Annotated in this window: 21 protein-coding genes; 15 read left to right on the forward strand and 6 right to left on the reverse strand. The window is 55.2% G+C overall.

The genetic code is table 11. From position 1 onward, the window contains the following. Window positions 1–66: 66 nt before the first annotated feature. The gene (ampG, locus tag HMPREF0201_RS03970; protein WP_016535186.1) at window positions 67–1,545 is read right to left on the reverse strand and encodes a muropeptide MFS transporter AmpG; all 1,479 of its coding nucleotides are present in this window, start codon (window positions 1,543–1,545) and stop codon (window positions 67–69) included. Window positions 1,546–1,601: 56 nt separating this feature from the next. Continuing rightward, window positions 1,602–2,180 carry a lipoprotein gene (locus tag HMPREF0201_RS03975; protein ID WP_016535187.1) on the reverse strand — a complete coding sequence of 193 codons (579 nt, stop codon included), beginning with the start codon at window positions 2,178–2,180 and terminating at the stop codon, window positions 1,602–1,604. Window positions 2,181–2,484: 304 nt separating this feature from the next. Between HMPREF0201_RS03975 and bolA the strand changes: the two genes are divergently transcribed. The 9 genes from bolA to HMPREF0201_RS04020 all read left to right on the forward strand — a co-directional run bounded on the left by bolA (window position 2,485) and on the right by HMPREF0201_RS04020 (window position 12,940). Further along, entirely contained in the window at window positions 2,485–2,802 is a 318-nt protein-coding gene (bolA, locus tag HMPREF0201_RS03980; protein ID WP_039897969.1) for a transcriptional regulator BolA, read from the forward strand. Between the two features lie 351 nt (window positions 2,803–3,153). After that, on the forward strand, window positions 3,154–4,452 hold the full coding sequence (gene tig / locus HMPREF0201_RS03985) for a trigger factor (RefSeq protein ID WP_016535190.1): 1,299 nt from the start codon (window positions 3,154–3,156) through the stop codon (window positions 4,450–4,452). Window positions 4,453–4,749: 297 nt separating this feature from the next. Next, entirely contained in the window at window positions 4,750–5,373 is a 624-nt protein-coding gene (clpP, locus tag HMPREF0201_RS03990; protein WP_039897970.1) for an ATP-dependent Clp endopeptidase proteolytic subunit ClpP, read from the forward strand. A gap of 138 nt (window positions 5,374–5,511) precedes the next feature. Then, entirely contained in the window at window positions 5,512–6,786 is a 1,275-nt protein-coding gene (gene clpX / locus HMPREF0201_RS03995) for an ATP-dependent protease ATP-binding subunit ClpX (protein ID WP_016535192.1), read from the forward strand. Window positions 6,787–6,962: 176 nt separating this feature from the next. Further along, window positions 6,963–9,317 carry an endopeptidase La gene (lon, locus tag HMPREF0201_RS04000; RefSeq protein WP_039897971.1) on the forward strand — a complete coding sequence of 785 codons (2,355 nt, stop codon included), beginning with the start codon at window positions 6,963–6,965 and terminating at the stop codon, window positions 9,315–9,317. 211 nt (window positions 9,318–9,528) lie between these two features. After that, window positions 9,529–9,801, forward strand: coding sequence for a nucleoid-associated protein HU-beta (hupB, locus tag HMPREF0201_RS04005; protein ID WP_016535194.1), 273 nt, complete (start codon window positions 9,529–9,531; stop codon window positions 9,799–9,801). A 235-nt stretch (window positions 9,802–10,036) separates the two neighbouring features. Continuing rightward, window positions 10,037–11,911, forward strand: a complete 1,875-nt coding sequence (gene ppiD, locus HMPREF0201_RS04010; RefSeq protein WP_016535195.1) for a peptidylprolyl isomerase — start codon at window positions 10,037–10,039, stop codon at window positions 11,909–11,911. Between the two features lie 139 nt (window positions 11,912–12,050). Beyond that, the gene (locus tag HMPREF0201_RS04015) at window positions 12,051–12,410 is read left to right on the forward strand and encodes a ComEA family DNA-binding protein (RefSeq protein WP_016535197.1); all 360 of its coding nucleotides are present in this window, start codon (window positions 12,051–12,053) and stop codon (window positions 12,408–12,410) included. Between the two features lie 131 nt (window positions 12,411–12,541). After that, window positions 12,542–12,940, forward strand: a complete 399-nt coding sequence (locus HMPREF0201_RS04020; protein ID WP_039897972.1) for a YbgC/FadM family acyl-CoA thioesterase — start codon at window positions 12,542–12,544, stop codon at window positions 12,938–12,940. Between the two features lie 36 nt (window positions 12,941–12,976). Here the strand turns inward: HMPREF0201_RS04020 and queC are convergent, their stop codons facing one another. Both queC and HMPREF0201_RS04030 read right to left on the reverse strand, forming a co-directional pair. Then, window positions 12,977–13,672, reverse strand: a complete 696-nt coding sequence (queC, locus tag HMPREF0201_RS04025) for a 7-cyano-7-deazaguanine synthase QueC (protein ID WP_016535199.1) — start codon at window positions 13,670–13,672, stop codon at window positions 12,977–12,979. 76 nt (window positions 13,673–13,748) lie between these two features. Then, complete coding sequence (locus HMPREF0201_RS04030) at window positions 13,749–15,452, reverse strand: SgrR family transcriptional regulator (RefSeq protein WP_016535200.1); 1,704 nt, start codon at window positions 15,450–15,452, stop codon at window positions 13,749–13,751. Between the two features lie 94 nt (window positions 15,453–15,546). Between HMPREF0201_RS04030 and cof the strand changes: the two genes are divergently transcribed. After that, complete coding sequence (cof, locus tag HMPREF0201_RS04035; protein ID WP_016535201.1) at window positions 15,547–16,371, forward strand: HMP-PP phosphatase; 825 nt, start codon at window positions 15,547–15,549, stop codon at window positions 16,369–16,371. A 163-nt stretch (window positions 16,372–16,534) separates the two neighbouring features. On the opposite strand, the gene HMPREF0201_RS04040 is transcribed toward cof, so the two are convergent. Further along, window positions 16,535–17,581, reverse strand: coding sequence for a PLP-dependent cysteine synthase family protein (locus HMPREF0201_RS04040; RefSeq protein ID WP_016535202.1), 1,047 nt, complete (start codon window positions 17,579–17,581; stop codon window positions 16,535–16,537). A 115-nt stretch (window positions 17,582–17,696) separates the two neighbouring features. Here HMPREF0201_RS04040 and HMPREF0201_RS04045 point away from each other — a divergent pair, with 115 nt between their 5' ends. The 5 genes from HMPREF0201_RS04045 (at window position 17,697) to amtB (ending at window position 23,708) form a co-directional block, all read left to right on the forward strand. Further along, complete coding sequence (locus HMPREF0201_RS04045; protein ID WP_016535203.1) at window positions 17,697–18,158, forward strand: Lrp/AsnC family transcriptional regulator; 462 nt, start codon at window positions 17,697–17,699, stop codon at window positions 18,156–18,158. Between the two features lie 78 nt (window positions 18,159–18,236). Further along, window positions 18,237–20,018, forward strand: a complete 1,782-nt coding sequence (locus HMPREF0201_RS04050) for a SmdA family multidrug ABC transporter permease/ATP-binding protein (protein ID WP_039897973.1) — start codon at window positions 18,237–18,239, stop codon at window positions 20,016–20,018. Further along, on the forward strand, window positions 20,008–21,783 hold the full coding sequence (locus HMPREF0201_RS04055; RefSeq protein ID WP_016535205.1) for a SmdB family multidrug efflux ABC transporter permease/ATP-binding protein: 1,776 nt from the start codon (window positions 20,008–20,010) through the stop codon (window positions 21,781–21,783). The genes HMPREF0201_RS04050 and HMPREF0201_RS04055 overlap by 11 nt, the downstream gene beginning before the upstream one ends. Window positions 21,784–22,042: 259 nt before the next feature. Then, window positions 22,043–22,381, forward strand: coding sequence for a P-II family nitrogen regulator (gene glnK, locus HMPREF0201_RS04060; RefSeq protein ID WP_002891893.1), 339 nt, complete (start codon window positions 22,043–22,045; stop codon window positions 22,379–22,381). A gap of 31 nt (window positions 22,382–22,412) precedes the next feature. After that, entirely contained in the window at window positions 22,413–23,708 is a 1,296-nt protein-coding gene (gene amtB / locus HMPREF0201_RS04065) for an ammonium transporter AmtB (protein WP_039899120.1), read from the forward strand. A 56-nt stretch (window positions 23,709–23,764) separates the two neighbouring features. Here amtB and tesB read toward each other — a convergent pair whose 3' ends face one another. Next, window positions 23,765–24,625: an acyl-CoA thioesterase II gene (gene tesB, locus HMPREF0201_RS04070; RefSeq protein ID WP_016535208.1), complete on the reverse strand. Its 861-nt coding sequence runs from the start codon at window positions 24,623–24,625 to the stop codon at window positions 23,765–23,767. Between the last annotated feature and the right edge of the window lie 110 nt (window positions 24,626–24,735).

Consider the following 24,735-nt stretch of genomic DNA (forward strand, 5'->3'; position numbering starts at 1 on the left):
GCAATAAAAAACCGGAAATATCGCTATTTCCGGTTCTCTTCGAAGGGGCGGGCGACCGCCCTTTTTTTATCCGAGCAAGGCGGTTTTGCGCAATGCCAGGAAGTCCAGCACCCCGCCAAATAAAATCCCACCGATGGCGAACAGAGCACCCCATTCCAGCAGTTGTACGCCGAATTCCCACTCGGTGAACCCGAGGGCATTGCTGATGACCACCAGCAGCCAGGCCGCCAGCAGCAGGCAGCCGAAGCTCAGCGCGCGCAGGGCGAGGCGGTAGGCCGAAGCGAATTCGCTGCGTTGCATAAAGCGTTCGGTTTGTTGGGTAAATTCCAGCGTGCGTTTGCAGACCAGCAGCAAAAGAATGCCCGGCACCGCGGCGACCACCGAGAACAGATAGAAAGTCGGCCAGCCGTGCGCCTCAACAAACCATCCCGCTATCGGCCCGACATACACGCGGCCCACGGCGGACAGGGCGGACAGCAGGGCAAACTGGGTGGCGGAAAATGACTTATTGCACAGGGTCATCAGCAGCGCGACGAAAGCGGCTGTCCCCATACCGCCGCACAGGTTCTCGAGGAACACCGCGCTTGCCATGGTAATGATATCTTTATCGGTAACCGACAGCAGCCAGTAACCGGCATTAGACACGCCCTGCAAGATGCCAAAAATCAGCAATGCACGGAACAGGGTCAACTTTTGCATCAGCATCCCGCCGAGCAGCGCGCCGACGATGGTGGCGCACAGGCCGAGGGTTTTATTCACCATGCCCACTTCGCCCGCATCAAACCCTACGCCACGGATAAGGAAAGTGGTGGTGAGGCTCATGGCAAAGGCGTCGCCCAGCTTATAAAGCACAATTAACAGCAAAATCAGCCAGGCGTTATTGCGGCCAAAGAAGTCCCGCAGCGGCTCAACCACGGCGCGTTCCAGGCTTTTTGGCACCGGAATGGCGTCCGTCGGCTCAGGCGCTAAAAAGGTCGCAATAATACAGGGTACCAGCAGGGCGGCCATCAGCCAGTAGGTGGCCTGCCAGCCCAAATAGCGGTCCGCTATCCACAGCGCAAGCCCGCCGGAAACCAGCATCGCAAGGCGGTAGCCGAGAACGCTTATCGCCGCCCCGGTACCGCGCTCCTCGACGGAGAGCACGTCGGTTTTCCAGGCATCAAATACAATATCCTGAGAAGCGGAGCAGAAGGCGATTATCACCGCCAGCGCGGCCATCCAGCGTAGCTGAGAAGCGGGTTCAAGGAAGCCCATGGCGGCTATCGCCACCAACAACAGAATTTGCGTAATTAACAGCCAGCCGCGACGCCGCCCGAGCAGCGGGGGCGTATAGCGGTCCATGACCGGCGACCAAAGAAATTTAAAGACGTAGGCCTGGCCGACGAGCGAGAAAAAACCGATGGTTTTCAGGTCGATGTTTTCGACCGTCATCCAGGCTTGTAACGTACCGGAGGTCAGCGCCAGGGGGAGGCCGGACGCGAAGCCAAGGATCAGTAAAATAGCTGATTTCGGCTGCTGAAAGATGCGCAGATAATGATTGGACATGGGGGATTGTACAAACTCTGTTGTTGGCCCGCGCGAGCGGGCCAACGGGGCAAAAATTAACGAGCGTTCTGTTTGATAAAGTCGTGAACGCTGGTGTCCTGAGCCATATCAGCAATGGTATCGGTCAGCACGGAGTTAACCGCATCGGCGATATTTTTATTGGTGGCCTGGAACGCACCCTCAACGTTGTAGTTGGAGCGGTAGTTTTTGGTCATCTTGTTGCCGTTTTTGGCGGTAGCAATAATCGAGATGTCCGCTTTAGTGGCGATGTTGTAGCGCACGTTGCCCTGGGAAACGTCCGCATACAGCTGGTTAACGATGATCTGCAGGTCAACCGGGCTGCTTGGTCCAATCATATACCCGCGCGCGGTCATCTGTTTTTCCAGCACTTCTTGCAGCAGGAAGCGCAGGTCGCGGGATGGAGTCAAGGTGACCAACTGGTTGTCACGAGTGACTTTTGCCAGCGCCTGGTCGGTACGCTGGTCGGCACCGTTGATGCTCAGCGTTACGCCCATCAGGCTTGGATCCTGCTGCGGCAGCGTAATTTTTGGCGAAACTTCAATGGTGGTTGGCGGTGTAGCACAGCTGGCCAGCATAAACATGGCAACCAGCGGGAAAAGTAATTTTTTTAACATGTTCGCTTTCTCAATGTACTCAAAGGGCAGGCTGATAAAAAATCACGCCATCATAACACTGCGGCCGTTCAGGGGAAGTGCTTAACGCACGGAATTTCATCGCGTTGCATTATTTCCGAACCGCAGCAACTCCTTCTGACAACATCAGGCGCTTTTAGTGCCTTAAATGCATGACTCTTCAGAGGTCTGACCCGCAAAGGCTCGCGAAAGCTAAATTTTTGTTGTGTTTGGATTAAAAGCTGGCTAAAAGCGGCTAACATTTAAAGGGATGAGTGGCATCTCTACGTTGTCGAGGAGAAAGTTCATGCTGATACGCGAGCAGATAGAAGAGAAGTTAAAAGCCGCATTTACCCCCGCGTACCTGGAAGTCGTGGATGAAAGCTATCGTCACAACGTTCCGGCGGGCTCCGAAAGCCATTTTAAAGTGGTTCTGGTTAGCGATCGCTTTGTTGGCGAGCGCTTTTTAAACCGGCATCGTATGATTTATGGCACATTAAGCGAAGAGCTGGCAGGCCCGGTGCACGCCCTTGCGCTGCATACCTACACCATTAAAGAGTGGGAGGGGCTGCAGGATACGGTGTTTGCCTCGCCGAACTGTCGCGGAGCAGGCAGCATCGCCTGATTTACCGCTAAGCGTTTGCAACTAAGGGAACTTTTCCGTTATGTTGCGGTATGTATACTGCGTTTTAAAAAAACGGCCTGCGGGCCGTTTTGTTTTGTCCGGCACCCCGGCAGGGGCAGGCAAAAAAGAATAAATGACAGAGAAGTGTGAAAAAGGCCGCAGCCGCGCGCTATTGCCGTTCTCGACTCACCCCAGCGATGCCGCTATAATGCTGCGTCTTATTTTTCGGAATGTCTTCGGGATGATTCTGACGACAAGGAATGTGTTTCTGATTCAGAGAACATCCTGGTTCTGTGAAGCCATCTGGGCTTCCGGAGTTGACCGAGCACTGTGATTTTTTGAGGTAACAAGATGCAAGTTTCAGTTGAAACCACTCAGGGCCTTGGCCGCCGTCTCACGATTACTATCGCTGCAGACAGCATCGAAACCGCTGTAAAAAGCGAGCTGGTCAACGTGGCAAAAAAAGTTCGTATTGACGGCTTCCGTAAAGGCAAAGTGCCGATGACCGTCGTTGAGCAGCGCTACGGTGCTTCCGTTCGTCAGGACGTGCTGGGCGAGCTGATGAGCCGCAACTTCATTGATGCGATCATCAAAGAGAAGATCAATCCGGCTGGCGCACCGAACTACGTTCCGGGCGAATACAAACTGGGCGAAGACTTCACCTACTCCGTAGAGTTCGAAGTGTACCCGGAAGTTGAGCTGCAGGGTCTGGAAGCAATCGAAGTTGAAAAACCGGTTGTTGACGTGACTGACGAAGACGTTGACGCGATGCTGGACACCCTGCGTAAGCAGCAGGCGACCTGGAAAGAAAGCGAAGCGGCTGCGACTGCAGAAGATCGCGTAACCATCGATTTCACCGGTTCCGTTGACGGCGAAGTGTTCGAAGGCGGCAAAGCCTCTGACTTCGTGCTGGCAATGGGCCAGGGCCGCATGATCCCGGGCTTTGAAGACGGTATCGTTGGCCACAAAGCTGGCGAAGAGTTCACTATCGAAGTGACCTTCCCGGAAGATTACCACGCTGAAAACCTGAAAGGTAAAGCAGCCAAGTTCGACATCGTTCTGAAGAAAGTTGAAGAGCGCGAACTGCCGGAATTCACCGAAGAGTTCATCAAACGTTTCGGCGTTGAAGATGGCTCCGTTGCTGGCCTGCGCACCGAAGTGCGTAAAAACATGGATCGCGAGCTGAAAGGCGCAGTGCGTAACCGCATTAAGTCTCAGGCAATCGACGGTCTGGTTAACGCCAACAACATCGACGTTCCAGCTGCGCTGATCGACAGCGAAATCGACGTTCTGCGTCGCCAGGCTGCACAGCGCTTCGGCGGTAACGAGAAGCAGGCTCTGGAGCTGCCTCGTGAGCTGTTCGAAGAGCAGGCTAAACGCCGCGTAGTGGTTGGTCTGCTGCTGGGTGAAGTGATTCGTACCCACGAGCTGAAAGCTGACGAAGACCGCGTTAAAGGTCTGATCGAAGAAATGGCTTCTGCCTACGAAGATCCGACTGAAGTCATCGAGTTCTACAGCAAAAACAAAGAGCTGATGGACAACATGCGTAACGTGGCTCTGGAAGAGCAGGCTGTTGAAGCGGTTCTGTCTAAAGCTAAAGTGTCTGAAAAAGCCACCAGCTTCAGCGAGCTGATGAACCAGCAGGCGTAAGCCTGATTTTGGCAAGTTAGCCAAAAACTGAAGCATCAGGCCCGTCACCTTCAGGTGGCGGGCTTTTTTTTATCGCTAAACCACACGATAAGCCATCAATAAATCACCTTTGCAGGGTTAGCGTATCAAGAAAAGGTTGTTATGCTTGAAACAGGGCAAATCATCCCCATAACTCGGGTGAGGTTCCATTAACAATCCCTGACTGACTCCGTCCAGAATCGGCGCAAGGAACATAGTCAATATCCTGCGTCTCAAGTAGAATCAGTACAGTAGGCAAAATTACTCCAGGAGACGGACATGTCATACAGTGGCGAACGAGATCAATTAGCACCCCATATGGCCCTGGTGCCGATGGTTGTTGAGCAAACATCCCGCGGCGAACGTTCATACGATATCTACTCCCGTCTGCTCAAGGAACGCGTCATCTTCCTGACCGGTCAGGTAGAAGATCATATGGCTAACCTGATTGTGGCGCAGATGCTGTTTCTGGAAGCAGAAAACCCGGAGAAAGATATCTATCTCTACATTAACTCACCGGGTGGCGTAATTACCGCCGGGATGTCGATTTACGACACCATGAAATTTATCAAGCCGGATGTGAGCACCATTTGTATGGGCCAGGCCTGTTCAATGGGCGCGTTCCTGCTGACCGCCGGGGCTAAAGGTAAGCGTTTCTGCCTGCCTAACTCCCGCGTAATGATTCACCAGCCGCTGGGCGGTTATCAGGGCCAGGCGACGGATATCGAAATCCACGCCCGTGAAATCCTGAAAGTGAAAGCGCGCATGAATGAGCTGATGGCTGAACATACCGGCAAATCACTCGATCAAATCGAGAAAGACACCGAGCGCGATCGTTTCCTCTCCGCCAGCGAGGCGGTAGAGTATGGTTTAGTCGATTCGATCCTGACTCACCGTAACTAATGCCCGAAGCTGCGGGCCGTTATACTATAGTGATAGTGAATGTAGCGGCCCGAACTGATGCTTCAATATCGGCTGCGCCGTAGAATGGCACTTGTGCTGCCGGTGGTAGCATAAAGAAACAGAGAAGAGGTTTTACTGATGACAGATAAGCGCAAAGACGGTTCAGGCAAACTGCTGTACTGCTCTTTTTGCGGCAAAAGCCAGCATGAAGTGCGTAAGCTGATTGCCGGGCCGTCAGTGTATATCTGCGATGAGTGTGTCGATTTATGTAACGACATCATTCGCGAAGAGATTAAAGAAGTTGCACCGCACCGCGAACGCAGTGCGCTGCCAACTCCGCATGAAATCCGCAACCACCTTGATGACTATGTTATCGGGCAGGAGCAGGCCAAGAAAGTGCTGGCCGTTGCGGTTTACAACCACTACAAGCGTCTGCGCAACAGCGACAGCGCCAACGGCGTTGAGCTGGGTAAAAGTAACATCCTGCTGATTGGCCCAACCGGTAGCGGCAAAACGCTGCTGGCGGAAACCCTGGCTCGCCTGCTGGATGTACCTTTTACCATGGCCGATGCTACCACGCTGACCGAAGCCGGTTACGTGGGTGAAGACGTTGAAAACATCATTCAGAAACTGCTGCAGAAATGCGACTACGATGTGCAGAAAGCACAGCGCGGCATCGTTTATATCGATGAGATTGACAAAATCTCCCGCAAATCTGACAACCCGTCTATCACCCGCGACGTGTCCGGTGAAGGCGTACAGCAGGCGCTGCTGAAGCTGATTGAAGGCACCGTGGCTGCCGTTCCACCGCAGGGTGGGCGTAAGCATCCGCAGCAGGAATTCCTGCAGGTTGATACCTCCAAGATCCTGTTTATCTGCGGCGGCGCATTTGCAGGCCTTGATAAAGTCATCGCTAACCGCGTTGAAACCGGCTCCGGCATTGGTTTTGGCGCAACGGTAAAAGCGAAGTCCGAAAAAGCCAGCGAAGGCCAGCTGCTGGGCCAGGTGGAGCCGGAAGATTTGATCAAATTCGGTCTTATTCCTGAGTTCATCGGTCGTCTGCCGGTTGTGGCAACCCTGAGCGAGCTGAGCGAAGACGCGCTGATCCAGATCCTGAAAGAGCCGAAAAATGCCCTGACCAAACAGTATCAGGCATTGTTCAATCTTGAAGGCGTTGAGCTGGAGTTCCGCGACGAAGCGCTGGACGCGATTGCCAAAAAAGCGATGATCCGTAAAACCGGCGCTCGCGGCCTGCGTTCCATCGTTGAAGGCGCGCTGCTGGACACCATGTATGACTTGCCGTCCATGGATGACGTGGAAAAAGTGGTGATTGACGAGTCCGTCATTGCCGGCCAGTCCAAGCCGCTATTAATTTACGGCAAGCCGGAAGCCCAGCAGGCATCCGGTGAATAATTCGCCAGAATAACCAGTCAGTTAATAAAAAAATGGGGGATTTTATCCCCCATTTATTTTTCCGTCATTCCTGCCGTTGAATGTGCGGGAAACATCCCCATATACTGATTTACTTATTGGTGGAGCTGAAGCGTTCACCTAATCACCTGGCGGACATTAAACTAAGAGAGAGCTCTATGAATCCTGAGCGTTCTGAACGCATTGAAATCCCCGTATTGCCGTTGCGCGATGTGGTGGTTTATCCGCACATGGTTATCCCACTGTTTGTCGGGCGTGAAAAATCCATTCGCTGCCTGGAAGCTGCGATGGACCATGATAAAAAAATCATGCTGGTGGCGCAGAAAGAGGCTTCGACGGATGAGCCGGGTGTTAACGACCTGTTCACGGTAGGCACCGTCGCGTCTATTTTGCAGATGCTGAAACTGCCTGACGGCACGGTAAAAGTGCTGGTCGAAGGCCTGCAGCGTGCTCGTATCACCGCGCTTTCTGACAACGGCGACCACTTCTCTGCCCAGGCAGAGTACCTGAACTCGCCGGCGATTGAAGAGCGCGAGCAGGAAGTGCTGGTACGCACCGCAATTAATCAGTTTGAAGGCTATATCAAACTGAACAAAAAGATCCCGCCGGAAGTGCTGACGTCGCTCAATAGCATTGACGATCCTGCACGTCTGGCCGACACCATCGCCGCGCATATGCCGCTCAAACTTTCGGACAAGCAGTCAGTGCTGGAAATGTCCGATATCAACGAGCGTCTTGAATACCTGATGGCGATGATGGAGTCGGAAATCGATCTGCTGCAGGTTGAGAAACGCATTCGCAACCGCGTCAAAAAGCAGATGGAAAAAAGCCAGCGTGAGTACTATCTGAACGAGCAAATGAAAGCCATTCAGAAAGAACTTGGCGAGATGGACGACGCGCCGGACGAAAACGAAGCGCTGAAACGCAAAATTGATGCGGCGAAAATGCCGAAAGAAGCGCGCGAGAAAACCGAAGCCGAGCTGCAAAAGCTGAAAATGATGTCGCCGATGTCCGCGGAAGCAACCGTGGTTCGCGGCTACATCGACTGGATGGTTCAGGTTCCGTGGAACGCCCGCAGCAAGGTCAAAAAAGATCTGCGTCAGGCGCAGGAAATCCTTGATACCGACCACTACGGCCTCGAACGCGTTAAAGATCGCATCCTTGAGTATCTTGCAGTTCAAAGCCGCGTTAACAAACTGAAAGGCCCAATTCTGTGCCTGGTAGGGCCGCCGGGGGTGGGTAAAACCTCTCTGGGTCAGTCCATCGCAAAAGCGACCGGTCGCAAATACATTCGTATGGCGCTGGGCGGCGTGCGTGACGAAGCGGAAATTCGCGGTCACCGCCGGACTTACATCGGCTCAATGCCGGGTAAACTGATTCAGAAGATGGCGAAAGTCGGGGTTAAAAACCCGCTGTTCCTGCTGGATGAAATCGACAAAATGTCGTCTGACATGCGCGGCGACCCGGCATCTGCTTTGCTGGAGGTGCTTGATCCAGAACAGAACGTGGCGTTTAACGACCACTATCTGGAAGTGGATTACGACCTCAGCGACGTGATGTTTGTGGCGACCTCTAACTCCATGAACATCCCGGCACCGCTGCTGGACCGTATGGAAGTGATTCGTCTGTCCGGTTATACCGAAGATGAAAAACTGAACATTGCCAAACAGCACCTGCTGCCGAAGCAGATTGAGCGTAATGCGCTGAAAAAAGGCGAGCTGACGGTGGATGACAGCGCGATTAGCGGCATCATTCGCTATTACACCCGTGAAGCGGGCGTGCGTAGCCTGGAGCGTGAAATCTCGAAACTGTGCCGTAAAGCGGTGAAACAGCTGCTGCTGGATAAAACGCTCAAGCACATCGAAATCAACGGCGACAACCTGAAGGACTTCCTCGGGGTACAGCGCTTTGATTACGGTCGCGCCGACAGCGAAAACCGCGTAGGGCAGGTGACTGGCCTTGCATGGACCGAAGTGGGCGGCGACCTGCTGACCATCGAAACCGCCTGCGTACCGGGTAAAGGTAAACTGACCTACACCGGCTCGCTGGGTGAAGTGATGCAGGAGTCTATCCAGGCCGCGCTGACCGTGGTGCGCGCTCGTGCCGAGAAGCTGGGCATCAACGGCGACTTCTACGAGAAACGCGACATTCACGTTCACGTCCCGGAAGGCGCTACGCCGAAGGATGGCCCAAGTGCCGGTATCGCAATGTGTACCGCGCTGGTTTCTTGCCTGACGGGTAACCCGGTTCGCGCTGACGTGGCGATGACCGGTGAAATTACCCTGCGTGGCCAGGTTCTGCCGATTGGCGGCCTGAAAGAGAAACTGCTGGCAGCTCACCGCGGCGGTATCAAAACCGTGCTTATCCCGGACGACAATAAACGCGATCTGGAAGAGATCCCGGACAACGTCATTGCCGATCTGACGATTCATCCTGTGAAGCGTATCGAAGAGGTTCTGACCCTCGCATTGCAGAATGAGCCTTACGGAATGCAGGTTGTAACCGCAAAATAGTGACCTGACGCAAATACAGTCAATAAAATAGGGGCTGGTAGGTGAATTGTCACTTGCCAGCTTTTTTTTGTGTCGCTAATTTAGTTGCTGGCTTAAGCTTATCCCCCACAACTCCTGTTGTAAGGGCATGACGAGCCTGTTATAACTGCTGCGCGGTCGCACTCTGAGGGACATCAGGTGCGATATAAATTATAAAGAGAGGAAGAGAAGAGTGAATAAATCTCAACTGATAGACAAAATTGCCGCAGGTGCTGATATTTCTAAAGCCGCGGCTGGACGTGCATTAGATGCTGTTATTGCTTCTGTTACTGAATCTCTGCAGGCCGGAGAAGACGTAGCACTGGTAGGTTTTGGTACTTTTGCGGTTAAAGAGCGTGCAGCCCGTACCGGCCGTAACCCTCAAACCGGCAAAGAAATCACCATCGCCGCAGCAAAAGTACCAGGCTTCCGTGCTGGTAAGGCGCTGAAAGACGCTGTTAACTGATTTATTAGCCCCGATTGGCTGGGGTATATGGTGTCAGGTATCGCAGGGGCGCATCGTTTGATGTGCCTTTTTTATTGCCTGAAGCTGAATTTTACTCGCTGTTGATGATTTGCAGCGGGTTTCTTGTCACAATACGCCTTTGCGCGCAGCAGTGGGCAGCTCGAGTTTCTAAGGATGCCAGCTTAGCGCCTGCGCAGGTTTACCAAGTCATACTACAGCGGAGTGTTGTTACACCATGATGGACAATTTACGAGCGGCGGCTAACCACGTCGTGCTCAAGATCATTCTGGGTTTGATTATCTTGTCATTCGTTCTGACTGGCGTGGGTAGCTACCTGACTGGCGGTAACAATAATTATGCCGCAAAAGTAAATGGCCAGGAGATCGGTCGCGGCCAGTTCGAGAACGCCGTTGCTAACGAGCGTAACCGCCAGCAGCAGCAACTGGGCGATCAGTTCTCTGAGCTTGCGGCCAACGAAGGCTACATGAAGCAGATGCGCCAGCAGGTGCTTAACCAGCTGATTGACGAGTCGCTGCTTGACCAGTACGCCAAACATCTCGGCCTCGCTATCAGCGACGAACAGGTCAAAATGGCTATCTTTAGCCAGCCTGCCTTCCAGAATAACGGTAAATTCGATAACGCCCGCTATAACGCGATAATCGGCAATATGGGGATGACGGCTGACCAGTACGCTCAGGCGCTGCGCAACCAGCTCACCACCGACCAGCTGATCAAAGCCGTAGTTGGAACCGACTTTATGCTCACCGGCGAAACCGACGAGCTGGCGGCGCTGGTTTCCCAGCAGCGCGTGGTTCGTCAGGCAACGATTAACGTTCAGGCCCTGGCTGCGAAGCAGGAAGCCTCCGAGCAGGAAATCAACGCTAACTACGAGCAGAATAAAAACCGCTACATCACGCCTGAGCAGTTTAAGGTCAGCTACATCAAGCTGGACGCTGCCTCTATGCAGGAAGATGCCAGCGACGCGGATATTCAGTCTTACTATGACCAGCATAAAGACGAATTTACCCAGCCGCAGCGTAACCGCTACAGCGTTATCCAGACCAAAACCGAAGATGAAGCCAAAGCGATTCTCGACGAGCTGAGCAAAGGCGGTGACTTTGCCGCACTGGCTAAAGCGAAGTCTGCCGACATTATCTCCGCGCGTAACGGCGGCGACATGGGCTGGCTGGAAGCTTCCACCACTCCGGACGAACTGAAAAACGCCGGGCTGAAGGACAAAGGCCAGCTTTCCGGCGTGGTTAAATCTTCCGTTGGCTTCCTGATTGTGCGCCTGGACGACATTCAGCCGGCGGTTGAAAAACCACTGGCAGAAGTGCGCGCCAGCATCGTTGATAAAGTGAAGCAGGAAAAAGCGGTTGATGCTTATTATGCGCTACAGCAGAAGGTAAGCGATGCGGCAAGCAACGAAAACGAATCTCTGGCAGGTGCAGAGAAAGTTGCGGGCGTGAAGGCGGTTGAAACCGGCTGGTTTGGTCACGATAACCTGCCTGCCGAGCTGAACTTCAAGCCGGTTGCCGATGCTATCTTTAGCGGCGGTCTGGTAGGCGAAAACGGCACGCCAGGCAGCAACTCTGACATCATCACCGTGGACGGCGACCGCGCCTTCGTGCTGCGCGTGACCGAACATAAAGCCGAGGCGGTTAAACCGCTGGCTGAAGTTCGTGACCAGGTTATCGCTGCGGTTAAGCAGCAGAAAGCCGAGCAGCAGGCTAAGCTGGACGCCGACAAACTGCTCACCGCTCTGAAACAGGGTAAAGGCACTGACGAAATGAAGGCCGCTGGCCTGAGCTTCGGCGAGGCTAAAACCCTGAGCCGCACCGGTCAGGATCCTGTCAGCCAGGCTGCGTTTGCGCTGCCTCTGCCGGCTAAAGACAAGCCGAGCTATGGCGTAGCCAACGATATGCAGGGCAACGTGGTGCTGCTGTCTCTGGACGAAGTGAAAGCGGGCTCAATGCCGGAAGAGCAGAAGAAAGCGATGGTTCAGGGCATCACCCAGAACAACGCACAAATTGCCTTCGAAGCTTTGATGTCCAACCTGCGTAAAGAAGCGAAGATCAAACTGGGCGATATTATCGACCAACAGCAGTAATGCTCGCAAATTTTTGCAACGCAGTGTAATTCCCAAAGGCCGCTTTCGCGGCCTTTTCCATTTTTGAATATTGACGTTTGTTGCTGTTTCTTCGCTCTTGTAGGGTGGCCTCGCTGTCAACATACATGGAGGACACAGCATGACATCAGGAATCAAAGCGCTCTATTTTTCTCTCGCTCTCGCGGGACTGGCGGGTTTTACTTCCGTACAGGCCGCGCCGGAAAAAGCGGACTCACCTCAGGCTTCATCTACTCAACCATCCACTAAAACGGCTGCGGCGGCTAAACCGGGCGCGCAGGCGGAGACGCTGGTCAGCATCAACCGTGCCTCGGCGGAGGAGCTTGCCAGCAGCATGAATGGGGTCGGCCTTAAGAAGGCGCAGGCCATCGTCAGTTATCGCACCGAGTTCGGGCCTTTTAAAACGCTGGATCAGCTTCAGGAAGTGCCTGGAATTGGCGCTTCGCTGGTAGAGCGTAATCTGGGTCGCATAAAACTTTGAGTTTACGTGCTCACGCTTCCACCTGAAGGGAAAAGTTTGCTACGCTGAGTTAGAGGTCATACCAGTTGTTTCGGGTATGGCCTCGTTTACCTCACCTTATTACAACAAAGAAAGTACAAGGGTTTCGCGCTATGCAAACACATATCAAAGTTCGTGGATATCATATGGATGTCTACCAACATGTTAACAACGCCCGCTATCTTGAGTTCCTGGAAGAGGCCCGCTGGGAGTGGCTGGAAAAGACCACCGGCTTTCAGTGGATGACGGCGCGCAACATCGCTTTTATCGTGGTGAATATCAATATCAGCTACCGCCGCCCGGCGGTGTTGGGCGACCTGCTGCGCATTGACAGCAAGCTGCAACAGTTGAACGGGAAAAGCGGCGTGCTCAGCCAGGTCGTGACGCTGGAGCCGGAAGGTGAAGCCGTTGCCGACGCGCTGCTGACTTTCGTCTGCATCGACTTAAAAACGCAGAAGGCGCTACCGCTTGAAGGGGAACTGCGCGAGCAGCTTGAGCAGATAATGGGCTAGGCATGCAGGGCGTGGCATTAACCACGCCCGTTACGCTTATTTCAGGCCGGTTTTTTGCTTCATTGCCGCCATCACCGCAGGCTTGTTCGCCTGGTAGTGGTTAAGGCCATTGGCGCGCAGATTACAGGCCGCACATTCGCCGCAGCCGTCGCCCTGAATGCCGTTGTAGCAGGTCAGCGTTTCGTGGCGAATGGTTTCCAGGTGCTGCCAGTAGTCCGCCAGCGCCCAGGTTTCTGCTTTATCCAGCCACATCAGCGGCGTTTCAAAGCGAATGTCCCGCGCCATGCCGAGGCTTACCGCATGGTTTAGCGCCTTCACAAATTCGTCTCGGCAGTCCGGGTAGCCGGAAAAATCGGTTTCACACACGCCGGTTATTACGGACTCGGCTTCAACCTGGTACGCGTAAATAGCCGCCAGCGTCAGGAACAGGATGTTACGCCCCGGCACGAAGGTGCTTGGAATACCGTCATCATGAGGGTTGTAGCCCGGCACTGGAATGCTGTCCCGGGTCAGGCTGCTAACCGCCAGTTCATTCAGCAAGGTGACATCCAGCACTTTGTGGGCACGGGCGCCCAGTTTCAATGCCAGTTTTTGGGCAACGTCAATCTCCGCGCGATGGCGCTGGCCATAATCAAACGTTACGCAGTGCACTTCATCATATTGCTGTAATGCCTGAATCAGGCAGGTGGTGGAGTCCTGCCCGCCGCTGAAAACCACGACTGTACGTTTCATTATTTATCCTGTCATTCACAAGAGTTATCCGGAAGGGCGCTATGGTAACGCCCCTGTACGACACGAACCAGCTTCTTCATGCCATTCCCGGAGGCGGCAGCCAGGCTTCGCTAAAATCGAACCAGCCCCAGGCGTTCAGCTCAATGCCGTTGACGCCGGGCGGAGCGCTAATCTGGTAGCGGTAATTAAACAGCGGCGTCACGATGGCGTCGCGCATCAGGCCATGAAAGACCTCTTTCAGGCCGTCGTAGCGCTCCGGTTCGCGGATATAAACCTGCACCGCATCCAGCGTCGCCTGGAGGTGAGCGTAGCGGCTGGCGTTAAGCAGGTTAGGCCAAAGCACGTCGCTGCGCAGCCACTGCTCCAGCGTGTACTCCGGCGCTTCGCCAATCAGCCGGTCGCCCATTACCATATCCGCTTCGGCCAGATGCTGGCAGCCAGCCCAGGTTTTTGCATCGTGGAAAATGACGGTAAGCTCGCAGCCGCGCTCCGCAAGGTAGCGCTTAAGCTGCTGTGCCATAGCGTGAAGTTCTACCGGCAAATGGTAAACCAGCGTGAGCTTCTCGGGTAATTTAACCGCCTGATGCTGCTCCCAGTCGGGGATTTGCCAGCCGGGGATCATTTCTGTGTTGGGCGTGATCAGGGCGCTGTTGAGCGGCAGGGTGGCTATCATTTCCGGCTCGCGCACAATTTGCATGATAGTTCTGGCCTGCCCGGCGTTAAGCCGCCCCTCCGGTTTAATCGCCAGATAGCAGAACCCAAGGCTAATACTGCTGCTGACCGGGCGCAGGTTTTCCAGCTCATCCTGCTGGCCAATCGCTATCTGCACCGGGTGAAGGCAGCTGGTGCCGAGAGTGGTTTCAAACAGCTGCGGGGTTATCCAGTATTCAATGGCTTTTAGCAACGGGTGGCGCAGGTGGTAGCTTTCAAAGCTTTCAAGCCGCACCAGGCTTTCTTTAAAGCTGGCAATGCGGAACGGTCCGCAGCCAAGCTGCGTATCCTGCGGGTGGGCAAGTCGGCTGCAATAGCTGGCAAGCCGGTGTGCCAGCCAGTAATCCGGGCGGTGAAGAACAAAGCGCAGGCATTGCGCGTGGGGCAATTCAATCCCCTTCACGCTGATAAATAGCCGCCGCAAAGCAGGCTGCTCAAGCAGCATCAGAAGCCTCTGCTGTAGCTGGTAGGTTTCTACCGGCTCGCCGTTATGCCAGTACAACGTCGAGCGAATAAAAAAGTCCCAGCACAGGCCGTTGCCGGACACCTGCCAGTGGTGAGCAAGGTCGGGCTGAGGCTGTGCGCTTTCCCGGGTAAATCGGGTCAGGCCCGCAAAAACCTGCCCGGCAAGATGCTGTTCCGCGCGGCCCGGCAGGAATCCCGGCTGCACCGGCTCAAGCGGGCGGTAATAGGGGATGCGCAGGGTGGGAACATCGTTTTGCCACTGCCCGCCCAAAAACGGCTGTAGCAGCTGGCGCAGCTGTTCAGGTGCCAGCTGGGCCAGTTCCAGGGCATTCTGATGCTGACCTTTATCCAGCACCTGCTCCATCATGCCGGAGCGGACGCTCTGCGGTGAAACCAGGAAAGTCAGCTCACCGCGCTTGCCGCGCCCGGACTGCGAGTGCCAGCTAAGCCAGCCCGCATCCTGTAGCTGGTTGAGCAACGTGCGGACGTGGCGTTCGCTACAAAAGCAGCGCCCGGCCAGCTCGGCGACCGTCACCTGCTGCGGCTGTCCGCCGGAGGGCTGCCATAAACGCTGAAACTGATTGAGTCGATTCAGAAGTCGCATATAAAACCCGGAACATTTTTCCCCAAGTATTCACTATTAGTTCCGTATATTCCAGGAGATACTTTTTTGGTCCCGCTAAACCTTTGGAGTAACCATGGCTCGTCTGGCTGCATTTGATATGGACGGCACGCTGCTGCTGCCCGACCATCATCTTGGGGAAGCAACCCTTAATACGCTGAAACGCCTGCGCGAAGAGCGTGAGATGACCCTGGCATTTGCGACGGGTCGCCATGTGCTGGAGATGCGCCATATTCTCGGGACATTGGATCTTGATGCCTTCCTGATAACCGGCAACGGCACGCGCATTCACAGCATGGAAGGCGAGTTGATGCACCGTAACGATCTCTCTCCCGAGGCGGCAGAAATCGTGCTCCACGGGCACTGGGAAACCGAGGCGAGCATTCACGCTTTTAATGATTCCGGCTGGCTGACCGGGCAGGAAATACCGGAACTGCTGCATGCTCACGTTTACAGCGGCTTCCGGCCACATATCGTTGATCTGCGCACCTTGCCTTCTTACCAGGTGACCAAGATTTGCTTCTGCGGAGACCATGACGATTTGCGTCGTCTGCGTATTCAGCTAAATGAAGCCTTAGGCGACAAAGCATTCCTCTGCTTCTCTGCGGTGGACTGTCTGGAAGTGCTGCCGGTGGGCAGTAATAAAGGCGCGGCGCTCGGCGTTCTGAGCGCGCACTTAGGTCTAACGATGAAAGATTGCATGGCATTTGGCGACGCGATGAACGACCGCGAAATGCTGTCGGCGGTAGGGCACGGCCTGATAATGGGCAATGCCATGGCGCAGCTAAAAGAGGATTTACCTCATCTGCCGGTTATTGGCCATTGCCGTAACCAGGCGGTCTCGCACTATTTGACGCACTGGCTGGACACTCCACATCTCACTTATTCCCCCGAATTCTGAGACATTACGGCACCGGGCATAGTAAGCCCGGTTTTTTTATACCCGTCATACTTCAAGCCGCAGCGGCGTTAGCTGCGCTCCCGCACCCCAGTCACTTACTCAAGTAAGCTCCCGGGGATTTACTCCCTTGCTGCCTGGCTGCAACTCGAATTATTTAGTGTATTCATTTGATGAGCTGACTAATCTCAGCCGACCACGGTGTTAAATCCCCGATATTGGCCTTCACCCACTCCGCGTTGTAGTAGGTCTCAAGATAGCGCTCTCCGCTGTCGCAAAGCAGGGTCACAATTGAGCCGCTGCGGCCTTCTTCACGCATTCTTGCCGCCAGCTGTAGTACGCCCCACATATTGGTGCCGGTTGAAGCGCCAACTTTGCGGCCCAGCTGCGACTCCAGCCACTGCATGGTGGCAACACTTGCGGCATCCGGCACGCGCATCATCTCGTCGATCACATCCGGGATAAACGAAGGCTCGCAGCGCGGGCGGCCAATGCCTTCAATTTTGCTGCCCACCTCGCTTTTCAGGCCGCAGTCGCGCTGCTGCCAGTAGTCAAGAAACACCGAATTCTGAGGGTCGACTACGACCAGTTTTGTGTCATGACCCTGGAAGCGCAGATAGCGGCCAATGGTTGCGGAAGTCCCGCCGGTTCCGGCGCTCATGACGATGTAGTCCGGGACCGGATGCGGCTCGTGGGTCATCTGGCGGAAAATGCTGTCGGCAATATTGTTATTCCCGCGCCAGTCGGTTGCACGCTCGGCGTAGGTGAACTGATCCATATAGTGGCCGTTCAGTTCGCGGGCAAGCATTTCCGAGGCCGCATAGATTTCACAGGCGCTCTCCACGAAGTGGCAGCGGCCGCCATAAAATTCAATCTGCTCTATTTTACGTTTTGCCGTGCTCGCGGGCATTACCGCGATAAACGGCAGGCCAATCAGACGAGCAAAGTAGGCTTCAGATACCGCCGTTGAGCCGGAGGAGGCTTCTATAATGGTGGTGCCTTCTTTGATCCAGCCGTTACACAGCCCGTACAGAAACAGCGAGCGCGCCAGACGGTGCTTGAGACTGCCGGTTGGATGGGTGCTTTCGTCTTTCAGGTAGAGCTGAATACCGGGGAACCCCGGCAAAGCCAGGCGAATAAGATGAGTATCCGCAGAGCGTTGATAGTCGGCGTTGATTTCGCTGATAGCGTGGTTAACCCAGGTGTTAGTCATGGCAAATACTCGTTTATCAATTTGTGCTTAGCGTAATGCAAATGGAGGATAAAAAAGTTGCCATTTTGCCTTTTTAACGCTTCCATTAGAGAAAATATTTCTCCCGGGTGTCGCTGTGATAGATAAAATTGACCGTATACTGCTGTCCATGCTGCAACAGGACTGCACCCTTTCTTTGCAGGCGCTGGCAGATGCCGTTAATCTGACCACCACGCCGTGCTGGAAGCGACTAAAACGGCTGGAAGATGAAGGTTATATTCGCGGCAAAGTTGCGCTGCTTGACCCGGAAAAACTGGGGCTTGGGCTAACCGCTTTTGTGCTGATTAAAACCCAGCAGCACAGCAGCGACTGGTACTGCAAGTTTGTCTCGGTGGTGGAGGCGATGCCCGAAGTGCTCGGCTTCTGGCGTATGGCAGGCGAATATGACTATTTGATTCGGGTTCAGGTGGCGGATATGAAACGCTATGACGATTTTTATAAGCGCCTGGTCAACGGCATCCCGGGATTAAGCGATGTCACTTCGAGTTTTGCCATGGAACAGATAAAATACACCACGGCTTTACCCATAACTTTATGAGTTCGCCATTAGCGGAACGCTAAAGCTTTTCACTCTTTTACTCTGGGTCGGCAGACTGCATTTCAGGACGTAAACTTCGTGCGATTATTTGCTCAATTAAGCTGGTATTTCACCCGCGAGTGGCGACGCTATCTCGGTGCGGTGGCCTTGCTCATTATTATCGCTATTCTGCAACTGGTGCCGCCAAAACTGGTTGGCGTGATTGTGGATGGCGTGACGCAGCATACCCTCTCTTCTCAGCAGGTGCTGATGTGGATAGGCGTAATGCTGGCTATTGCCGTGGTGGTTTATGTCGTGCGCTACGTCTGGCGCGTGCTGCTTTTTGGGGCATCCTACCAGCTGGCCGTTGAGCTGCGGGAAAACTACTACCGTCAGCTTAGCCGCCACCATCCTGAATTTTACCTGCGTCACCGCACCGGCGACCTGATGGCGCGCGCCACCAACGATGTGGATCGCGTAGTGTTTGCCGCCGGGGAAGGGGTGCTGACGCTGGTGGACTCGCTGGTGATGGGGCTGGCGGTACTTATTGTCATGTCGACCCAAATCAGCTGGCAACTGACCCTGCTGGCGCTGCTGCCGATGCCAATTATGGCGGTGGTGATAAAACGTGACGGCGCGCGCCTGCACGACAGGTTCAAGGTGGCTCAGGCCGCTTTCTCTGCGCTTAACGATCGCACTCAGGAAAGCATGACTAGCATTCGCATGATCAAGGCGTTTGGTCTTGAGGATCGCCAGTCGGCGCTGTTTGCCGCCGAGGCGCAGGATGCAGGGGCGAAAAACATGCGTGTGGCGCGAATTGACGCACGCTTTGACCCGACGATTTATGTCGCTATCGGCGCAGCCAACCTGCTGGCGATTGGCGGCGGAAGCTGGATGGTTATCGAAGGGAGCCTGACCCTTGGGCAACTCACCAGTTTTGTAATGTATCTCGGCCTGATGATTTGGCCGATGCTGGCTCTGGCATGGATGTTTAACATTGTCGAACGCGGCAGCGCCGCCTATAGCCGCATACGTGCGATGCTGGAAGAAGAGCCTGGCGTGGTGGACGGAGACAAAATGCTGCCTGAAGGGCGCGCCGAGCTGGTGGCGAATATCCGTCAGTTCCATTATCCGCAAACCGCGCAGCCGACGTTGCAGAACATAAGCTTTACCCTTAAGCCGGGTGAGATGCTTGGCCTGTGCGGGCCTACCGGTTCCGGGAAAAGCACCATTCTGTCGCTGATCCAGCGTCATTTTGACGTTGAGGACGGCGATATTCGCTTCCACGATATGCCGCTGACCGCGCTGAAAATCGACGGCTGGCGCAGCCGCCTGGCCATTGTAAACCAGACGCCGTTCCTGTTTTCCGATACCGTTGCCAGCAATATTGCGCTCGGCAAGCCCGGCGCTACGCAGCAGGAAATTGAGCATGTGGCCCGCCTTGCGAGCGTGCATGAAGATATCCTGCGCCTGCCTCAGGGATACGAAACCGAAGTCGGCGAGCGGGGCGTAATGCTCTCCGGCGGCCAAAAACAGCGTATTTCTATTGCCCGCGCGCTGCTGTTGGATGCGGAGATCCTGATCCTCGACGATGCGCTTTCCGCAGTGGACGGGCGCACCGAGCACCAGATTCTTCATAACCTGCGCCAGTGGGGCGAACACCGCACGGTAATCATCAGCGCGCACCGCCTGTCTGCCCTGACCGAAGCCAGCGAAATTCTGGTGATGCAGCACGGGCATGTCGCCCAGCGCGGCAGCCATGAAAAACTGGCGTCTCAACCCGGCTGGTATCGCGATATGTACCGCTATCAGCAACTGGAAGCCGCGCTGGATGAAGCCCCGGAGCAGGAAGCAGCAAAGGAGAGCGTTGATGAAGCGTAAACAGCAGTGGCCTACCATTAAACGCCTGCTGGCTTATGGTTCTCCATGGCGCAAACCTTTAGCGGGGGCGATGCTGATGCTGTGGGTGGCGGCCGCGGCAGAAGTCTGCGGCCCGGTGCTGGTCAGCTATTTTATTGATAACCTGGTGGCGAAGAAACAGATGCCGCTCGGGCTTGCCGCCGGGCTGGCAACGGCCTATATCCTGCTTTCAATTACGGCCGCCGGGCTGCACTACCTTCAGGCGCTGCTCTTTAACAGGGCGGCGGTGGGCGTGGTGCAGAAATTGCGTACCGACGTGATGGATGCCGCGCTGCGCCAGCCGCTGAGCGCGTTTGACACCCAGCCCGTCGGGCAGCTTATCTCCCGCGTGACCAACGACACCGAAGTCATTCGTGACCTCTACGTGACCGTGGTCGCGACGGTCTTGCGCAGCGCGGCTCTGATTGGCGCAATGCTGGTGGCGATGTTCAGCCTCGACTGGCGTATGGCGCTGGTGGCGATAACTATCTTCCCGGCGGTGATCATCGTGATGTTTATCTACCAGCGTTACAGCACGCCAATTGTGCGTCGCGTGCGCGGCTACCTGGCGGATATCAACGACGGCTTTAACGAAGTGATTAACGGCATGAGCGTTATCCAGCAGTTCCGCCAGCAGGCTCGTTTTGGCGAGCGGATGGGGCAGGCGAGCCGCTCGCATTATCTGGCGCGCATGCAGACGTTAAGGCTGGACGGCTGGCTGCTAAGGCCGCTGCTTAGCCTGTTCTCGGCGGCTATCCTTTGCGGCCTGCTGATGCTGTTTGGTTTTACTTCGGTCGGCACTATCGAAGTCGGCGTGCTGTACGCGTTTATCAACTATCTTGGCCGCCTGAACGAGCCGCTTATCGAGCTCACCACCCAGCAGTCTATTCTGCAGCAGGCGGTAGTGGCCGGCGAGCGGGTGTTCGAGCTGATGGACGGCAAACGCCAGGACTACGGCAACGACAATCGCCCTCTGGCAAGCGGCCATATTGAAGTGGATGATGTCTCGTTTGCCTATCGCGGAGACCGGCTGGTGCTTCAGGATATTAGCCTCGATGTGCCTTCCCGCAGCTTTGTGGCGCTGGTCGGGCATACCGGCAGCGGGAAAAGCACCCTCGCCAATCTGCTTATGGGCTACTACCCGCTGACTAAAGGCGAAATTCGCCTCGACGGGCGGCCGCTCGACTCTCTGAGCCACGAAGCGCTGCGCCGCGGCGTCGCGATGGTGCAGCAGGATCCGGTGGTGATGGCCGATTCGTTCTTCGCCAACGTAACGCTTGGCCGTGACATCAGCGAAGAAGCGGTGTGGCAGGCTCTGGAAACCGTGCAGCTTGCCGAGCTGGCTCGTGCGCTGCCGGAAGGTATTCATACCCGTCTGGGCGAGCAGGGCAACAACCTGTCCGTCGGGCAGAAGCAGCTATTAGCGCTGGCACGCGTGCTGGTGGAAGCGCCGCAGATCCTTATCCTTGACGAAGCGACGGCTAATATCGACTCGGGTACAGAGCAGGCGATTCAGCGAGCGCTGGCTGCGGTTCGCCAGCATACAACGCTTGTCGTTATCGCCCACCGGCTGTCGACTATTACCGACGCTGACACCATTCTGGTGCTGCACCGCGGCCAGGCCGTGGAGCGCGGAACGCACGGCGAATTGCTGGCGCAGCAGGGCCGCTATTGGCAAATGTACCAGTTGCAGCTGGCCGGGGAGGAACTTGCCGCCGCAGCCCAGGAGGAAACGCTGACTGCCTGATGCACCACAATCACGCATTAAGCCCGTTTAAAACCAGCCTCTCACTGGGTTGGTGCAAAAGAAAAACGCATCCTGCACCGCAGTGGTGCGTTTTTTCTTTTTGCGATTCTCTCATCTCTTTTCCTTCCTGAATCCACCCCTCTGAATACCGCCAGAAACCTGAAAATTTGCTGAAAAAAGCGCGATTTTTATTCCTGGCATGGGCTTTGCTTTGCTCTTTGTGTGCAGGTAACAACCTAATTCTGAGTGGAGAGAATTTATGAAGCTGGTAACCGTGGTAATCAAACCGTTCAAGCTTGAAGACGTGCGTGAAGCGCTCTCTTCAATCGGCATTCAGGGGCTGACCGTTACCGAGGTTAAAGGCTTCGGTCGCCAGAAAGGTCATGCGGAGCTCTACCGCGGCGCCGAGTACAGCGTCAACTTCCTGCCTAAAGTAAAAATTGATGTCGCTATTGCTGACGATCAGCTCGATGAAGTCATCGACGTTATCAGCAAAGCCGCCTACACCGGCAAGATCGGTGATGGCAAAATCTTCGTTGCAGAACTGCAACGCGTTATTCGTATTCGCACCGGCGAAGCCGACGAAGCCGCTCTGTAACTGCTGGCAAGCCTTGATTGGGATGGGAAAAATGAAAAAATTAGCTTCACTTCTTGGTTTCGGCGGGCTGGCGCTTCTGCCTTCTCTCGCCCTGGCTGCGGATGCGGCGCCTGCCGTTGCGGACAAAGCCGATAACGCTTTTATGATGATCAGCACCGCGCTGGTACTGTTTATGACCATCCCGGGCCTGGCGCTGTTTTACGGCGGCCTGATCCGTTCCAAGAACGTGCTGTCGATGCTGACGCAAATCTCCGTGACCTTCGCGCTGGTATGCGTGCTGTGGGTTCTTTACGGCTACAGCCTGGCATTCGGCACCGGGAATAACTTCTTCGGCAACTTTGACTGGGTGATGCTGAAAAACATTCCGCTGAAAGCCTTAATGGGCACCTTCTATCAGTATATCCACGTCGCGTTCCAGGGCTCCTTCGCCTGTATCACCGTGGGGCTGGTCGTTGGCTCACTGTCCGAGCGCGTCCGCTTCTCTGCGGTGGTTATCTTTGCTGCGGTATGGCTGACGCTTTCCTACGTGCCGATTGCGCACATGGTCTGGGGCGGCGGTATCCTGGCAACGCACGGCGCGCTGGACTTTGCCGGCGGCACCGTAGTACACATTAACGCCGCGGTTGCCGGTCTGGTTGGGGCTTACCTGGTAGGCAAACGCGTTGGCTTCGGCAAAGAGGCATTTAAACCCCACAACCTGCCGATGGTGTTTATTGGCACTGCGATCCTTTACTTCGGCTGGTTTGGCTTTAACGCCGGTTCCGCAAGCGCCGCTAATGAAATCGCCGCTCTGGCATTCGTTAACACCGTGATTGCAACGGCGGGAGCTATCCTCTCCTGGGTATTCGGCGAGTGGGCCCTGCGCGGCAAACCTTCTCTGCTGGGGGCTTGTTCCGGCGCTATCGCGGGGCTGGTAGGCATCACTCCGGCCTGTGGTTATGTCGGCGTTGGCGGCGCGCTGCTGATTGGCCTGGTCACCGGCCTGGCGGGTCTGTGGGGCGTAACCATCCTGAAAAAATGGCTCAACGTTGATGACCCTTGTGACGTGTTCGGTGTGCATGGCGTATGCGGCATCATCGGCTGCATCATGACCGGCATCTTCGCGGCGACTTCTCTGGGCGGCGTGGGTTATGCGGAAGGCGTGACCATGGGGCATCAGCTTCTGGTTCAGCTGGAAAGCATTGCTATTACCATCGTTTGGTCTGGCGTAGTCGCTTTCATTGCCTTCAAGATTGCCGACCTGACCGTAGGCCTGCGTGTCCCGGAAGAGCAAGAGCGCGAAGGCCTGGATGTGAACAGCCACGGCGAAAACGCTTACAACAACTAATCAGATATACCCTCGCCCGCAGAGATTGCGGGCGAGGTTTTTTGCTTAACCGTCAACTACCCGCGATTGCGCATTACCCCTTCCTGAACCGTCGAAGCTACCAGTACGCCATCCTGAGTGTAAAACTCACCGCGTACGAAGCCACGAGCGCTGGAGGCAGAGGTGCTTTCCACGCTGTAGAGCAACCATTCGTTCATGTCGAACGGACGGTGGAACCACATTGAATGGTCAATAGTGGCAACCTGCATACCCGGCTCCAGGAAGCCCACGCCGTGCGGCTGTAGGGCGACCGGCAGGAAGTTAAAATCAGAGGCATAACCCAGTAAATACTGATGAACGCGCAGGTCCTGCGGCATCTGGCCATTGGCGCGGATCCAGACCTGGCGGGTCGGTTTGTCTACATGGCCTTTCAGCGGGTTATGGAACACCACCGGGCGAATTTCCAGCGGTTTCTCGCACAGGAACTTATCTTTAGCGTGAGGCGGCAGAAACTTCTCCAGCGAGCGGGCTATTTCCGTTTCGGACGGCAGGCCGTCCGGTGAGCGTGCAGGCGGCATCGGTTTTTGATGTTCAAAGCCGGACTCCGGCGCCTGGAAAGAGGCCGTCATATAGAAAATCGGCTTGCCGTTTTGCACCGCTGCAATGCGGCGCGCGCTGAAGCTGTTGCCGTCGCGCAGGGTTTCTACATCATAAACGATAGGTTTTTGGCTATCGCCCGGACGCAAAAAGTAGCTGTGGAACGAGTGAACCAGGCGATCTTCAGGCACGGTTTCTTTCGCGGCATAAAGCGCCTGGCCTACCACCTGGCCGCCAAAAACCTGGCGCAGCCCTAAATCCTCGCTTTGCCCGCGGAACAATCCCTCTTCAATTTTTTCCAGGTTAAGTAACGCCAATAAATTGCTGAGCGCCTGACTCATAAAATGTCCTCAATAACGGGGGATGTGGCAAATTGTGATGATTATAACATGCCCGTAAACCTTGTATCAGGCGAGCCGGAACTGGGAAGATTCCTGGTTTTGCGCAGAAT

It is taken from the genome of Cedecea davisae DSM 4568 (genome assembly GCF_000412335.2).
In the GTDB taxonomy this organism is placed as follows: Bacteria; Pseudomonadota; Gammaproteobacteria; order Enterobacterales; family Enterobacteriaceae; genus Cedecea; species Cedecea davisae.